The 15,799-nt window shown below is 39.0% G+C and carries 16 protein-coding genes; 4 read left to right on the top strand and 12 right to left on the bottom strand.

Annotated elements, in window-relative coordinates:
* Positions 1–77 precede the first annotated feature (77 nt).
* The 9 genes from moaA to MLE13_RS12380 all read right to left on the bottom strand — a co-directional run bounded on the left by moaA (position 78) and on the right by MLE13_RS12380 (position 6,962).
* Positions 78–1,094, bottom strand: a complete 1,017-nt coding sequence (gene moaA, locus MLE13_RS12420) for a GTP 3',8-cyclase MoaA (RefSeq protein WP_240750002.1) — start codon at positions 1,092–1,094, stop codon at positions 78–80.
* A 17-nt stretch (positions 1,095–1,111) separates the two neighbouring features.
* Positions 1,112–1,675 (bottom strand): molybdenum cofactor guanylyltransferase, encoded by a 564-nt coding sequence (mobA, locus tag MLE13_RS12415; protein WP_240750001.1) that lies wholly within the window; start codon positions 1,673–1,675, stop codon positions 1,112–1,114.
* Positions 1,672–1,905, bottom strand: a complete 234-nt coding sequence (gene moaD, locus MLE13_RS12410) for a molybdopterin converting factor subunit 1 (RefSeq protein ID WP_008497459.1) — start codon at positions 1,903–1,905, stop codon at positions 1,672–1,674. The genes mobA and moaD overlap by 4 nt, the downstream gene beginning before the upstream one ends.
* Positions 1,902–2,342 carry a molybdenum cofactor biosynthesis protein MoaE gene (locus MLE13_RS12405; RefSeq protein ID WP_276323924.1) on the bottom strand — a complete coding sequence of 147 codons (441 nt, stop codon included), beginning with the start codon at positions 2,340–2,342 and terminating at the stop codon, positions 1,902–1,904. The genes moaD and MLE13_RS12405 overlap by 4 nt, the downstream gene beginning before the upstream one ends.
* A complete protein-coding gene (gene mobB, locus MLE13_RS12400; RefSeq protein ID WP_240749999.1) occupies positions 2,329–2,850 on the bottom strand; it encodes a molybdopterin-guanine dinucleotide biosynthesis protein B in 522 nt (173 codons plus the stop codon). The genes MLE13_RS12405 and mobB overlap by 14 nt, the downstream gene beginning before the upstream one ends.
* On the bottom strand, positions 2,838–4,082 hold the full coding sequence (locus tag MLE13_RS12395) for a molybdopterin molybdotransferase MoeA (RefSeq protein WP_240749998.1): 1,245 nt from the start codon (positions 4,080–4,082) through the stop codon (positions 2,838–2,840). The genes mobB and MLE13_RS12395 overlap by 13 nt, the downstream gene beginning before the upstream one ends.
* Positions 4,083–4,285: 203 nt before the next feature.
* Positions 4,286–5,569, bottom strand: coding sequence for an L-lactate MFS transporter (locus MLE13_RS12390; RefSeq protein ID WP_240749997.1), 1,284 nt, complete (start codon positions 5,567–5,569; stop codon positions 4,286–4,288).
* 192 nt (positions 5,570–5,761) lie between these two features.
* Entirely contained in the window at positions 5,762–6,592 is an 831-nt protein-coding gene (gene fdhD / locus MLE13_RS12385; protein WP_240749996.1) for a formate dehydrogenase accessory sulfurtransferase FdhD, read from the bottom strand.
* Positions 6,579–6,962, bottom strand: coding sequence for a DUF2294 domain-containing protein (locus MLE13_RS12380; protein ID WP_240749995.1), 384 nt, complete (start codon positions 6,960–6,962; stop codon positions 6,579–6,581). Before MLE13_RS12380 ends, fdhD begins: the two co-directional genes overlap by 14 nt.
* A gap of 258 nt (positions 6,963–7,220) precedes the next feature.
* Between MLE13_RS12380 and fdhF the strand changes: the two genes are divergently transcribed.
* The 3 genes from fdhF to aceA all read left to right on the top strand — a co-directional run bounded on the left by fdhF (position 7,221) and on the right by aceA (position 12,577).
* Entirely contained in the window at positions 7,221–10,148 is a 2,928-nt protein-coding gene (gene fdhF, locus MLE13_RS12375) for a formate dehydrogenase subunit alpha (protein WP_240749994.1), read from the top strand.
* A gap of 14 nt (positions 10,149–10,162) precedes the next feature.
* Positions 10,163–10,642, top strand: coding sequence for a DUF1641 domain-containing protein (locus MLE13_RS12370; RefSeq protein WP_240749993.1), 480 nt, complete (start codon positions 10,163–10,165; stop codon positions 10,640–10,642).
* A gap of 642 nt (positions 10,643–11,284) precedes the next feature.
* A complete protein-coding gene (gene aceA, locus MLE13_RS12365) occupies positions 11,285–12,577 on the top strand; it encodes an isocitrate lyase (protein WP_240749992.1) in 1,293 nt (430 codons plus the stop codon).
* Positions 12,578–12,978: 401 nt separating this feature from the next.
* Here aceA and MLE13_RS12360 read toward each other — a convergent pair whose 3' ends face one another.
* The 3 genes from MLE13_RS12360 to MLE13_RS12350 form a co-directional block, all read right to left on the bottom strand.
* A complete protein-coding gene (locus MLE13_RS12360; protein ID WP_240749991.1) occupies positions 12,979–13,128 on the bottom strand; it encodes a hypothetical protein in 150 nt (49 codons plus the stop codon).
* Between the two features lie 101 nt (positions 13,129–13,229).
* Positions 13,230–13,958: a class I SAM-dependent methyltransferase gene (locus tag MLE13_RS12355; protein WP_240749990.1), complete on the bottom strand. Its 729-nt coding sequence runs from the start codon at positions 13,956–13,958 to the stop codon at positions 13,230–13,232.
* Positions 13,955–14,509, bottom strand: a complete 555-nt coding sequence (locus tag MLE13_RS12350) for a GNAT family N-acetyltransferase (protein ID WP_240749989.1) — start codon at positions 14,507–14,509, stop codon at positions 13,955–13,957. Before MLE13_RS12350 ends, MLE13_RS12355 begins: the two co-directional genes overlap by 4 nt.
* Positions 14,510–14,820: 311 nt before the next feature.
* Here MLE13_RS12350 and MLE13_RS12345 point away from each other — a divergent pair, with 311 nt between their 5' ends.
* Positions 14,821–15,795, top strand: coding sequence for a proline dehydrogenase family protein (locus MLE13_RS12345; protein WP_240749988.1), 975 nt, complete (start codon positions 14,821–14,823; stop codon positions 15,793–15,795).
* Positions 15,796–15,799 lie beyond the last annotated feature (4 nt).

Raw genomic sequence — 15,799 nt, 5'->3', positions numbered from 1 at the left:
AAACGAAAGATAAATACATTTATCAATAGACAAAAGGAGAATCCTAATAACACAGGATTCTCCTTTTTATTGTAGGCTTAACCACCAATATACGACATACCAATTTTGTTACGATTTTTCGCTGTTAGTTCGGTGCGTTCATCTGAATACCGATCGTCTCTACGTTCCCAAACAGACGAAATTTTCTCGAGTAATTCTTCATCATTCAATCCATTTCGAATCAGTTCACGAATATCGAAATGTCCTGTTGCAAATAGGCAAGTATAAAATTTTCCATCTGATGATAAACGCGCGCGTGTACAAGAAGAACAAAACGACTCTGATACGGATGTTATAAATCCGACTTGTCCTTCCCCTTCTTCAAATCGATAACGTTTGGCTACTTCTCCGTAATAATCTTTATCTACTGGCTCTAATTTATACACGGATTGCAACTTCTCTAAAATTTGTTTTTTAGTAACTACTTTTTTAAAGCTCCAACCGTTATCGTTCCCAACATCCATAAATTCGATAAACCGTAACGTGATGCCTCGTTCTTTAAAATAAGCCGTCATCGGCAAAATCTCATGTTCGTTGACGTCTTTTTGCACGACCATATTGACTTTAATTTCGAATCCGACTTGTTGAGCAAATTCAATTTGTTTCAAAATATGTGAAGGATCGATTCCTCTGCCATTCAGTTTACCGAATAACTCTGGATCCAAAGCATCTAAACTAATATTCAAACGGCGAAGTCCAGCATCATATAACGCTTGCGCCTGATTTCCAAGCAGCAATCCATTGGTTGTCAAACCGATGTCTTCTACCCCTTCAACTGAAAGAATTTTTCCAACCAATTCAGGTAAGCCTCTGCGCATTAACGGTTCTCCACCAGTAAGCCGAATTTTTTTGACGCCCATCGCCACAAAAACTTTTGTTAAGCGATGTATCTCTTCAAATGATAATAACTCCTGCTTTGGTAAAAATGCATAATCATCACCGAATACTTCTTTTGGCATACAGTATGAGCAACGGAAATTACAGCGATCGGTGACCGAGATTCGCAAATCCCGTATCGGACGTTGAAATTGGTCCTGTACTGGGTTTATAGTCATGATGCCATCTCCTTTTTTTAATCATCCGGGTGATTTAAGTTGCGAAAAACAAGCTGATTTTCATGTATAGTTGATGTATCAATCCATTCAGTTGTTACTTTCTCCATAAATTTCATAACCCGTAATTGTCCGTTTTCAAGATCTTTCTGTAACTGTTTTTTTATGCGACCATTCCAAACGCTAAACAAAGGAATTTTTTCAGTCGCGTTCCAAACAGCTGTTATATCGGCAGACGCATCTGCTAAAGCAACAAGTTTTTTAGTTTCTGCGAGCCCAATAAAAGGCATATCACATGGCAACACCACGTATTTTTCTGCGTGTATGGCAGCCATACCTGAGTAAATTCCAGCTAGCGGGCCTTGTCCTTTAATCCAATCAACATCCGTAATCACATTGTAATCAACTGGAAATCGCGATACCAGTTCTGGTCTTGAGACAACAACAATACGATCGCATACTCCAGCTAATGCTCGATATGCACATTCATAAAAAAACTCACCTTCTATTTCAGCAAATGCTTTAGGTGAGCCGAACCGTCGAGATAAGCCGCCTGCAAGTAAAATTCCTACAGTTAACGTCACCCTCCGCTTACCGGGGGGATAAAAGCAACAACATCCCCAGTTTCCAGTACATCTGTCGGTAACGCATATTCTTCATTCACAGCTAAACGGGCTGCCCCACTAAGAAATTCCGGGTATTTCTCAGTCGCCCATTGCCATAATTCATCAACCGTTTTTCCTGCCATATCCACTTGTTCTTCTGACACACCCGTTTGGTCTTTAAGTCCTGCAAAATAAACTAAGCTGATCATATTAATCCCCCTTCCGGTTTTTTCTTCTGGTCTCCAATCCACTCTTCTCCGTCTTCCCAAATTTCCTTTTTCCAAATCGGTACAATTTCTTTAATTCGCTCTATGGCATATTCATTAGCTTCGTATGCAGTTTTTCTATGTGGAGATGAAACCGCAATAACCACTGCGATATCGCTAATTTGAAGTTCGCCAATCCGATGGGCTATCGCCACTTTTGTTCCTTCCCAACGTTGCTCTATTTCCTCACCAATTTGGGCTAGTTTTTTCTCAGCCATAGGTACATAAGCTTCATATGATAAATACATTGTTCGCACACCTTTTGTCCATTCACGAACATGTCCTGTAAACAACGTCACCGCTCCTGCTTCTGGCCGCAACACTAGATCTGCATAAAGTTGAGGATTGATCGCGGTTGTTACGATTTCAAATGCTTTCATGACTGTCACCATCCATCCAGTTAATAAACCAAGTCGCTATTTGCTTACTGTCATTCTGCAGAATCATACGTGCATTGTCCAGTTCTACTGCTTCTGGTGAAACAACTAATTGAATCTGTTTCAATTTTTTTAGCGTAGTCCAATCATCTGCAGAATTGAGCAAAACAATTTTTTCAAAATGAGCTTCTTTAAATCCTTCTACCAAAACTATGTCCGGACTTCCACTAGCCGCAAGTGCGACTAAATCGTCTAATGTCGCCTCTTTTTTTCGCTGATGCATTTGAATAACTCCATCACCATAAGCAATAGAACAATCTGCGCCTCTTTCGAAATGTCGCATGCTATCAGTTTTAGTACTCGGCATATCCAGTGCACCGCCATGTCCGTGATGCTTAATCGCAGCTATTGTTTTCCCTCGACTTTTTGCAAGTTTTAGCAACTGTAAAGTTAATGTCGTTTTGCCACTATTTTTATACCCAACTATTTGTAGCACTTTCACAATTGCCACCTAGCCGCGCCTTCTTCTGAACCGAGCAGCAAAACGTCTACAGTATCGCCTATTTGATAGCCTCGCGACCCACCTGGCAACACGATTAATGCATTGCCTCGTGCTATGGAAGATACGGCATTTGATTTATTGAATCCCGCTGGCGAAACTGTTTTCCCATCATAAATTGCCCGGATAAAACGAGTGAACGGATTGGCTTTCTTAAAATCTTCTCCAAGCACCGCTTTGGTATGAGGCATATATAGTTTTTGTGCTCCCATCATTTTTAAAAGTGCTGGACGCGCAAACAATTCGAAGCCCGTAAAACAAGCAGATGGGTTACCTGATAAACCGAACAAAAAGCGACCATTTGCCACTGCAACTGTCGTTACACTGCCTGGGCGCATAGCGACTTTATTAAATAATACTTGTGCACCAAGTTTTTCGTAAATAGCCGGAAGAAAATCAAAATCTCCTACGGATACACCACCTGTAGTAATTAGACAATCTGTTTCTTCTGCTGCTTTTTTAACTACTCGGTAACTTTCGTCCAAATTGTCGATTGACATGCCATACATTTTACAGTGTAATCCCATTCGTTTTAACTGAGCTACGATCATTGGTCCATTGCTATTGCGTATTTTGCCCGGTACTAAATCATCTTCTACCGCTAATAATTCTGTCCCGGTTGAAAGAATGCCTACAGTTGGCTGTTTTGCCACCAAAATTTGAGAATAGCCAAAAGTCGCGAGTAAAGCAATGGTTCCTGGGTTGATAAAACTCCCACTTTCAATTACTACTTCATCTTTCCGAAGATCTTCACCTTGTAAAGAAACGTTTTCTAGAGGCAGAAACGGCTTTCGAATGGTTATTCCTTCACCAGTTTCTTGCGTTTGTTCAAACATAACAACAGCATCTGCCTCTTTTGGCAGTTGTGCTCCCGTCATAATGCGAACGGCCTCAAATGCTTGCAGTTTTTTTGACGAGACTTCTCCTGCACCAATATGGTCAATTACTTTAAAGGCAATCCGATTATCACCCGTTGCACCTACAGAATCAATTGAACGAATAGCAAACCCGTCATAAGGTGAACGATCGAAAGGCGGTACATCACTCGACGCAATAATCGGTTCTGCTAGAATACGACCGTAGCTTTCTTCTAAATCTACTGTTTCAGCACCAATCGAAAAAGCCTGTGCTACTACTTTTTTAACCGCTTCTGCAACAGGCAGCGGTGTCCGTTTTTCGACCATTCTACTTCAGCTCCTTTAAGTTTATAAAGTTCTCAATATGTTTTACTGCTTATGTATTTTCTAAGTTTCTGAAAGTTTCTTATCGTACTAAACTTATACAAAGTGTTTGAGCATGTCAAACAAGCGTTTTTAATATAAAGAAAAAACCTTGAAATTGAAGCTTTCAAGGTTTTTCAAATAAATCATTTGTTGAATAGTTTAACTCAGTCACTAACAACTTCTGCATTAGCAGTTACTGCCGTTTCTGCGTTTTTCGCTCGAAGTCTTCGAATATCAAGACGAATAACAAGTGATATAACGAGAGCTACAAAAAATAGACCTGCAAAGAACAAAAGACTTCCTTCGTAACTACCTGTTTTGTCTTTCATGTAAGCTGCAAATAACGGTCCTGCAAGACCAGCTGCAGCCCAAGCTGTCAAAATATATCCGTGAATTGCACCAAGCTGTTTAGTGCCAAAAATATCAGCAATATACGCTGGGATTGATGCAAATCCGCCGCCGTAGCAAGTGTAAATGATTGCTAGCATAATTTGGAAGAATATCGCATTCGTTGTAAACGGTAAGAACGCAAACAGCGCGATTTGGATGACAAAAAATGCGGTGTACGTATTTGGTCGTCCGATATAATCGGAAATTGTAGCCCAACCAAGGCGACCAAGACCGTTAAAGATTCCAAGAACACCAACTAATGCCGCAGCTTGAACTGTCGTCATGCCAATACTGTCAATTGCCATTGGTTTAGCAGCTGATAAAATTGCAATACCGCATGTCACGTTAATAAATAACATGAACCATAAATAATAAAAACGCTTTGTTTTAATCGCTTCGTTTGCTGTCAGTTGTGACAAATCAACTTTTCGTTCTGCTTTTCCACTATTGAGTTTTTCTTCGAATCCAGCTGGAGACCAACCTTCTGGTGGTTTCTCAAGATAAAGTGAAGACAATAACATGACGATTAAATATGCAGCACCTAAAATATAAAAGGTTTGTTCTACTCCTACAGTCGTGATGAGCTTTTCCATAATTGGACTGCTTATTGCAGCTGCAAATCCAAAGCCCATAATAGCAAGACCTGTTGCTAAACCGCGACGGTCAGGAAACCATTTTACTAAAGTTGAAACCGGGGCAATATAACCGATTCCAAGTCCGATTCCGCCAAGTGCTCCGTAAAACAGATATAGCATCGGCAAAGAGGAAGCGCTTACAGCAAAACCTGATCCGATAATCCCTGTACCAAAAAACATAGCTGCAACAAGTCCCGCTTTTCGAGGACCGTATTTTTCAACAAAACTACCAAAAAAAGCGGCAGATAATCCTAAAAACAGGATGGCAATACTAAATGTCAATTGCACTTGGCTAGTTGACCAACCAAATTGATCGATTAAGGGGTTTGTAAAATTGCTCCATGCATAAACAGATCCGATTGATATATGAATCCCCACTGCAGATAATGCAATCAGCCATCTGTTTTTTGGTTTCTTTTTCATTTTCTCTGACCTCCTGGTGAAATTTTATCTAACTATATAAAATGATTTTTCAAGAAGACAAATCATCAGTTTTCCGTAGTTAAGTGGTTAATTCCCCAAGAAAAAAAGCTGTAAAACTACAGCTAAAATCTTGTTTCTAAATGTGTTTAATTTGTGAATAATAAGACGATTAGAATCATAGCACCCTTCTTTTTATTTGTCACCAGATTTTTTTTCAAAAACAAGTTCCGGTTTTTCCCCTACAATTCGTTCGGGATGTGTATAAAGATTAAATGAACTGCCGCGGATAAAGCCGATTGCCGTAATCCCTAAGTCTTCAGCTAAAGTTAATGCAAGTTCCGTTGGCGCAGATTTTGAGAGAACGATTTCACAACCGATTTTTGCAACTTTCATTAAAATTTCAGAAGAAATTCGTCCGCTAAAGACAATCACTTTATCACGAACGTCAATATCATTCATTAAGCAATACCCGTATATTTTATCTAATGCATTATGTCTACCAATATCCATACGAGAAACAATGATTCCATTTGCATCACAAAGTGCTGCGTTATGTACACCACCTGTTTGCTTAAACATTTCAGCTGACTCGCCCATCTCAGTCATGAGTTGAAAACAATTTTCTGGCGTTAATGTTACTCGAACTTCTGTCATTTTCTTCGCAATCATTGCGTCATGTGCAAAAACAAACCCTTGACGACTCATGCCGCAACAAGAACTAATAAACCGCTTGTTTTGTAATTGCTCAAAAAAAGGATACACTTTTTTTGCGGTGATGTGCACTGTACCTGTTTTTTCATCCACTCGAATGTCTTGAATGTCTTTAAAGTTAGGGATGATTCGCTCGGAAACCAAAAAACCAATAGCCATTTCTTCCATCTTGTCGGGAGAACACACGATAGTGATAAATTCTTTGCCATTAATTTTAATAGTGGCCGGCTGCTCAACAACCACACGATCTTCTTTTTCAGTAAAAGCACCTTTTTCAAAACGAATAATTTTACGTACTTTATCTTGTTTCATCGATTGTTTCCCCCATCTGTCCTGATTGGTCAATAGGTCTGTCGAAAAGGAAAACGGATACAGCAATATCATCTTCCACTTTGATATCTGAAAACAGGTGGACAAATTTTGCATTGACCAGTTTTTCCATGCCTTCTGGTGCAGCAGTTGCATAAACGCTTTGAATCATTCGCGTTCGTGCAGCGTGAATCATTTCTTTTCCTTCGGGAGTTCTTGCGATAAATTGTTCGGAAGGGCTAAGGTTACCGTACAAAGTTGAAATCGCCATATCGTTCACAAATACTGTGTGGATTCGCTCAGGACCTTTGCCGAATAAGTTTTTACGTAATTTCCGAATGATGTCGTTAAATTCATGGATTTGTCTAGACATATACTTCTACTCCCCATAATACGAATTTATTTATTGACCAATTAATATTTTAGTTGTATAAGATATTTTTACTGTTTATAATAATAACATACGTTGGTACTGTCGTAAGTTCTTGCGACAGCGCTTTCACTTTACTTAATAATTTTGGATTGGTCATTTAACAAGTCCTGTTAAGACACTATTCCACTATGAAACAGATGCACTTGTCAAGTGTGTTTTTCATAGTGGATTTTTTTATATCAAAAAGGAGGTTTTTGCATGTCGATTAAAATTAACGGCTCCCTTACTGAGTTCGAACAAGGCAAAACCATTTTACAAGTGCTAAATGAACAGAAAATTCTTCACCCACAAATATGTTATATGCCCGAACTAGATCCAATCGAAACTTGTGACACGTGTATCGTAGAAGTCGACGGTAAACTTGTTCGTTCATGTTCAACAACAGCTGTTGCTGGCATGGATGTTCAACTTACTTCCCCACGTGCCAAAGAAGCTCAAACTGAAGCGATGGACCGAATTCTTGAAAATCACTTGCTTTATTGCACCGTTTGCGACAATAACAACGGAAACTGTAAAGTTCATAACACTGTCGACATGATGGAAGTTGAACATCAAAAATATCCTTTCGAACCAAAATGTACAGTGGATGAAGTTGATTTAACAAATCCGTTTTACCGATACGATCCAAACCAATGTATTGCATGTGGTCAATGTGTTGAGGTTTGTCAGAACTTACAAGTCAACGAAACTTTAACGATGGACTGGGCGCGTGATCGTCCGATCGTTCTTTGGGACGGTGGCGCTAAAATCAATGACTCTTCATGTGTTAGCTGTGGTCAATGTGTAACCGCTTGTCCATGTAATGCCTTAATGGAAACCTCAATGCTCGGTGAAGCAGGCTTTATGACTGCCATCCCAGAACAAGTCCTTAGTCCAATGATTGATTTAGTAAAAGATGTTGAACCGGGTTATAGCGGTATTATGGCCGTCTCGGATGCTGAAGCGAAGATGCGTGAAACACGCACGAAAAAAACCAAAACCGTTTGTACGTTCTGTGGTGTTGGTTGTTCGTTTGAAGTGTGGACAAAAGATCGCAAAATCTTGAAAATTCAACCCGTTTCAGAAGCACCTGCCAATCAAATTTCGACTTGTGTTAAAGGCAAATTCGGGTGGGATTTCGTCAACAGCGAAGAACGCATTACAACTCCTTTAATCCGTAAAGATGGCGAGTTTGTTGAAGCTAGCTGGGAAGAAGCGCTTGACCTTGTGGCTTCTAAATTCAAAGCTATAAAAGAACAAAACGGCAAAGATTCCATTGGTGTTATTTCTTCTTCAAAAATTACGAACGAAGACAATTATGTTATCCAAAAACTAAGTCGCCAAGTGTTTGAAACAAATAACGTCGACAACTGTTCACGTTACTGCCAATCCCCTGCAACTGACGGTTTGTTCCGTACTGTTGGAATGGGTGGAGATGCAGGAACTATTAAAGATATTGGTAGTGCGGGACTTGTTATTATTGTTGGGGCTAACCCAGCAGAAGGTCACCCTGTTTTAGCGACACGCGTAAAACGTGCTCATAAATTGCACGGACAAAAATTGATTGTAGCGGATATGCGTAAAAACGAAATGGCCGAGCGCTCTGATATTTTCATTACACCTAAACAAGGTACTGACCAAGTATGGTTAATGGCTGTCACGAAATACATGATCGATCAAGGCTGGCACGATCAGCAATTTGTAGATGAAAACGTCAATTATTTCAACGAATTTAAAGAAGTATTAGCTCAATACACGTTAGAGTATGCTGAAAAACGAAGTGGTGTTTCAAAAGAAACAATTATCCGTACAGCAGAAATGATTCGTGACGCAGATGGTACGTGTATTCTTTGGGGCATGGGCGTTACACAAAATACAGGTGGTTCTGATACGTCTGCTGCTATCTCCAACTTATTACTAGCGACAGGAAATTATCGTCGTCCAGGAGCGGGTGCTTATCCACTTCGTGGTCACAACAACGTTCAAGGCGCATGCGATATGGGCTCATTACCAGGATGGTTACCAGGATATCAACACATCACCGATGACAATGCTCGCCAAAAATTTGAGCAAGCTTACGGCGTGAAAATCGATGACAAGCCAGGAATGGATAACATCCAAATGCTACAAGCTGTAGACGAAGGCATTATGAAAGCGATGTACGTTGTTGGCGAAGATATGGCTTTAGTTGACTCGAATGCTAACCATGTTGATGAAGTTTTATCGAAACTGGACTTTTTCGTCGTACAAGACATCTTCTTCTCACGTACAGCACAATATGCAGATGTTATTTTACCAGCTGCACCATCACTTGAAAAAGATGGTACGTTTACAAATACAGAACGTCGTGTTCAACGTTTGTACAAAGCCCTACCAGAAAAGGGACAATCAAAAGCTGATTGGTGGATTGTTCAAGAAATTGCCAACCGCCTAGGTGCTGGTTGGAATTATAGTCACCCAAGTGAAATTTTTGCTGAAATGGCAAGCCTGTCTCCCTTATTTGCAAAAGCAGATTATACAAATATGGAAGGTTGGGACAGTTTCTTATGGGGTAGCTTAGAAGGAGAAAGTACACCTCTTCTATATGTAGACGGCTTCAACTTCCCTGACAAAAAAGCACGTTTTGCTTTATCTGACTGGATTGAGCCTGTGGTCTTTCCACAAGAATATGATTTACACATTAATAATGGCCGTTTATTGGAACATTTCCATGAAGGTAATATGACCGACAAATCAAAAGGTATACTTTCTAAATTACCTGAGACTTTCGTTGAAGTGTCGCCAAAACTTGCAAAAGAACGCGGACTTGAAGACGGTTCGACAGTTCGCCTAGTCTCTCCTTATGGCGCATTAAAATTACCGGTCATTGTAACAGACAGAGTTAAAGACAACGAGCTGTTCTTGCCAATGAACTCGACTAAAAAAGAAACAGCAATCAATTTCTTGACTGGGCCTGCTGTCGATCAACGAACAAATACACCAGCTTATAAGCAGACAAAAGTTCGTATGGAAGTATTAAAAGATCACGTGAAACGTCCGCTACCACAATCAAATCCGCGTGATAAAAAACGCACGCCACAATCAGGCATTGAAGTCGAACGGAAATGGGCACGTGATGGCTATGTGCATTTGACAGATCAACGATAGAAAGGTGATGTCCTATGGCAAGTCCAATAACACATATTAAGAAGAAAGAATGGACCTCTGAAGAAATTCGTCAGCAAAAGCTTTTTGAATTGGAAACTTTGATCGTTGAACAAAACGAGTCACTCAATAAATTATTAGCCATTACTGGCGATTTAAATGATGCTGGCGTTTTAGATGCCGTGCTCGCAATGGTCAAAGCCAAAGAAGGCATTGCCGAAGTCGTCATGGAACAAGCTACGCGTGAACCTGTTACAAATCTCATTAATAATATGATGAGTGCAGCTGGCGCATTAACTGCTATTGATCCGGAGTCAACGGGTCAATTAGCATCGAGTGTGGTCAGAGGGTTAAAAGAAGCTGAAGAACAAAATCAAAATGGCAAGAAAATAGGAGTTTTCCAACTTCTCAAAGCTTTACGTGATCCTGATATTAACCGAACCATTAAGTTTGGTCTTAATTTCTTAAGAGGTATGGGTAAAGGATTGGGTAAATAATAAGATTTTTATAAACAGTTGCGGAGTATCCGCAACTGTTTTTTATTGTGTAAAGGTAGATTAGATTTTTTGCCATGGATGGCTCAATTTAATGTGCTGTTATGTTTTAAAGGCATATCACTTACGGTAGATTTCCAAAAGTTTAAAAACGCTCTATTATATAGAAGAAACTGAAATAAATACGTCACTTATTTCTTTTTATTTAGTAGATTTGAGTATGTGATTTTGCGGTTTTTGATTTTGCAAACAAAGCAGCACATCCCGCAAATAATGGGTTCTATGCCGCAAACAAACTACTCTATCCCGCAAACAAGCTTTTGAATTCGGCAAACAAACTACGCTATTCTGCAAACAACCTCGATTTCACTAAATAGATAACTCAATAAACTACTATTTCCGCCTTATAAATTTATACTTCTCGATATTTCCAGTAAATAATTACCTCTCTAGCTCCCCTAGAACCTCCCCCAATACTTAAAAACTAGACTCTGTCGCTCGATAACTGCTTTTATCATTATATATTCGCTTTTATCCATTTCTTATGACAAAAAACCCTTACTGTTATATATTAATTAACAAGAAAACAAACTGTATTAATACAGTTGTTAATTAAATTTTTCAAATCAGAAAGGGATGGATGACATGGTCGCAAACAAACTTCAACAAATCGAGGAACTGAATACAAGTTGGGAAAATGACAGCCGCTGGAATGGCATTGAACGTATGTACACAGCAGAAGAAGTTGTAAAACTTCGCGGTTCTGTACAAATCGAGCATACTTTAGCAAGAAAAGGTGCTGAGCGTTTATTCCGCTCGATTCATGAAGAGGATTTTGTAAATGCGTTAGGTGCTTTGACTGGTAACCAGGCAGTTCAACAAGTAAAAGCAGGTTTGAAAGCAATTTACTTGAGTGGTTGGCAAGTAGCGGCAGATGCTAACTCAGCAGGTCAAATGTACCCTGACCAAAGTTTGTACCCTGTCAATTCGGTCCCTGATGTTGTAAAGAAAATTAACCAAGCGCTTCAACGTGCTGATCAAATTGATGGCGTGGAAGGCACAGAAGGATTTGATTGGTTCGCACCAATCGTAGCAGATGCTGAAGCAGGATTTGGCGGACCGTTAAATGTATATGAGTTAATGAAAGCAATGATTGAGGCAGGCGCTGCTGGCGTTCACTTTGAAGATCAGTTAGCTTCCGAGAAAAAATGCGGACATTTAGGCGGTAAAGTATTATTGCCAACTCAAAATGCTGTAAGAAATTTAGTTTCTGCTCGATTAGCAGCAGATGTACTTGGAGTACCAACTTTAATTATCGCACGGACGGATGCAGATGCAGCTGACTTAATCACTAGCGATATCGACCCTCGTGACCATAAATTTATTACAGGTGAACGCACACCTGAAGGTTTTTACCGTACAAATCCCGGCATCGACCAAGCCATTGCACGCGGCTTAGCTTACGCGCCTTACGCAGATCTTGTTTGGTGTGAAACGTCTCATCCAAACTTAGAAGAAGCACAGCAATTCGCAGATGCAATTCACGCGGAATTCCCTGGCAAATTACTTGCCTACAATTGTTCGCCATCGTTCAACTGGAAAGCGAAGCTTGATGAAGAAACGATTGCAAAATTCCAAGTCGAACTCGGTAAAATGGGTTACAAATTCCAATTCGTTACACTGGCTGGTTTCCATTCATTAAACCACAGTATGTTCGAACTAGCTTACGATTACAAAGATCACGGCATGGCAGCATACTCGAAACTTCAACAAGCTGAATTTGCGAACGAATCGAAAGGTTATACAGCGACTCGTCATCAGCGCGAAGTTGGGACAAGCTATTTTGACGAAATTTCACAAATCGTTTCTGGTGGAACAAGTTCAACAACAGCGATGAAAGGTTCTACTGAAACTGCTCAATTTACGTCAACTAAATAAACAAAACCTATATGACTAGCATCTATTTCACCGCCATGGCATTCAAACAAAAATAAACTAACCTATTGGAGGAGATTCATATGAAACCGACAAAAACATACGAGATACGCACAATGAAAGAATGCCGCGAGTGCGGATGCGAAATCAAAGAGCAACAGCAGTCAATCATCTATGAATGTGAACGCTGCATGTGCAATAAAGACGAATAAAGCAAAAGACACAAACCCTCAATTTCGAGTGGTTTGTGTCTTTTTAATTTACCATTCCTAGTCCATCAGAGCATTGCCTGGATTTTCTTCTATCGTCTTAAAAATTCTTGTGAATAAGTCTTTTACATTTTTCTCATTTTGCTCATCGTTGTACAAGCCAAATGTCCAAGTCTTTTGAACTTGTTCTGTCGTTTATAGAAAACCTGTTGCATAATATTGATGATTTGAAATTTTTCTGGCATCTTCATACGCTAAATCAGCATCGATAAATGGATATTCTCCTGTATTGGATTCTATGAAAAAGAACGGAATATGCGACTCTAAATAAGCTGCACCTAACACAGCTATAGTTAACTCTTTCCATTATAACGTTCAAATTCTGGAGCTGAACATGCTACTAATATGGGTATTGTAACGAATAATAATAGTATAAACTTTTATAATTATTCATAAGCAATTTCCTTACTTAATTTAGTAACTTTTAAGATTAAGAAATTCGGACTTTGCATTAATTTAGCGTATTGTTCCGGTGCTAGTTCTTTAAATAACTCTGTAGGTTTCGGTTCTATTACTTGTTCGATTAAAAAATGAGCAAGTAACGACTCGAAAACTTCACTTAAAGATCTGCGGTAAAACGGCACTTTGTACGTCTTCCCTCCTTTGTTCCAGGAATCCACAATCAATTCAGTGTTAAAATAATCAAGGTTTTCCACTAGTTGAAGATCTGTTAGCGGATGATGAACCGATAACAGAAAACTGGCCCCAGGTTTTAAAACTCGGTGAAACTCTTTAAAGGTCGCTTCCCAATCTTTCAAATAATGTAGCGTTAACGAACTAACGATAAAATCAAAACTTTCGTCGTTAAAAGGTAATGCTTCTTCTAAATCTAAACACAGAACCTCAGCATTCGAACCTAATACCATTCGTGTTTGATTGACCATTTCAGGACTAATGTCAACCGCCGTTACTCGCGCACCTCGTTGAGCGAATTGCTCAGAATACCACCCTGCAGTACAGCCTGCATCAAGTATATGTAAACCGGACAACTCTTGTGGTACTAGTTTCATCATCGTTGGTCTTTCATACTGTGTATTGTATAGATTATTTGCATCTCCCATTTGTTTATAGATGCCAGCTAGGTCGTTAAATACATCCACTACTTGCTTTTTCATGCTTTTTCCCCAATCTCAGGTCGATTAATTTTATACAGTACGTGTCGCTCGAGGGAACTGCCCTTTTCTAGCTTCGGATGGTCAAACTCTCCCACTTTGATCATGCCAATTCTTTTCATCAATTTTTCAGAAGGCTTGTTAATCGATGCAGTAAAGGAATACACCTGTTTCATATTTAATGGCCCAAATGCATACGTAAGACAAGCTTCTGCCCCTTCTGTCGCATAGCCTTTTTTCCAAAACTTCTTGTCTAAGCGCCAGCCAATTTCTGCTGAACCTTTCCCTTCAATTTCCATCGTAATTTCAAGTAACCCGATAAAACCGATAAACGCCTCGTCTTCTTTTCGTTCAACCGCCCACATCGTATAGCCCTTATCATCCATATGCGTTTCAAAGCGGTCAATCAATTGGTCCGCTTGATTTTTCGTCAAAAGTTTTGGGAAATAACGCATCACGTCTTCGTCTTCAGACATGTCATAAAATCTATTGCGATCTATATCTTGCCAACGCTTAAACCCTAACCTTTCCGATTCAAAAAGATAGTTCGACAAAAGTCGTCACCCCTTTATAAATTTACATATTTATTTCTACTTTTCTATATTACCAAAGTTTGGCATTATTAAAAACTGTCCACGTAATTGTCACCTATCACAGCATTATTTAATAAACAACAAAAATAATAAGGAAAAATAAAAAATAAAGATTGCAATATGCATTATTTTTTTGCATTATTATAGATAGAGATAATTATTAATGCAAAATAATTTTGCACCTAGTTATTTATTCTACATAAGTTGAAGATTTTTATAACTTCAACGATTTGTTCCGTTATAAAATACAGAGAAGATTGGGGCAATAAAAAATGATCGTAAAAAACTTCTTTATCCACCTTTCAGAAAACCAACTTTTAAATAAAGCTGCTCAAAACTACGGTTTCAAGCTTGGAGCTCACAGCGTTGTTGCTGGGACCAACATTGAAGAAGCGATTGGCAGCATTAAAGAATTAAATGCGCAAGGCATCAGTTGTACGATTGATAATCTTGGAGAATTTGTCCATGATAAAGCAGAAGCATTAGAAGCAAAAAACCAGATTTTGGGTGTTGTTGATGCGATTCATAAACATGACGTAGATGCTCATATCTCATTAAAACCTTCACAATTAGGGCTCGATATCGATTATGATTTCTGTTTTGAAAACATTAAAGAAATTGTTGATAAAGCGTCTCAGTTCGGCATTTTCATCAATATTGATATGGAAAACTATGATCGCCTACAACCTTCTTTTGACTTGATGGAAGAATTGTCTAAAAACTACGACAACATCGGCACAGTAATTCAATCGTACTTCCTAAGAGCTCAAGAAGACATTAAAAAATATAGCAATTACCGTCTTCGAATTGTTAAAGGTGCATACAAAGAACCTGAAGCAGTTGCATACCAAACAAAAGAAGAAATTGATGCAAATTATATCGAATTAATCGAGTATCACTTGTTAAATGGTAAGTTTACTTCGATTGCAACCCATGATCATAATGTCATTAATCATGTTAAACAATTTGTGATTGACCACAATATTTCAAATGACAAGTTTGAATTCCAAATGCTTTATGGTTTCCGTAAAGAGATGCAATTTGAACTTGCAGCACAAGGGTATAATTTCTGTACGTACATTCCTTTCGGTACAGATTGGTATGGCTACTTTATGCGTAGACTTGCTGAGCGTCCTCAAAACTTGAACTTGGTCGTTAAACAAGTATTCACGAAAAAAACGAATACAGCACTAGGTGTAGTAGCTGGCGCATTTTTACTCGGCCGCTTAACAAGTAAAAAGTCATAAATTC

Origin of the sequence: Planococcus halocryophilus (genome assembly GCF_022489025.1) — a bacterium.
GTDB lineage: Bacteria > Bacillota > Bacilli > Bacillales_A > Planococcaceae > Planococcus > Planococcus halocryophilus_A.
Note: the sequence above shows the minus strand (reverse complement) of the source record. Positions and strands in the feature narration are given on the sequence as shown.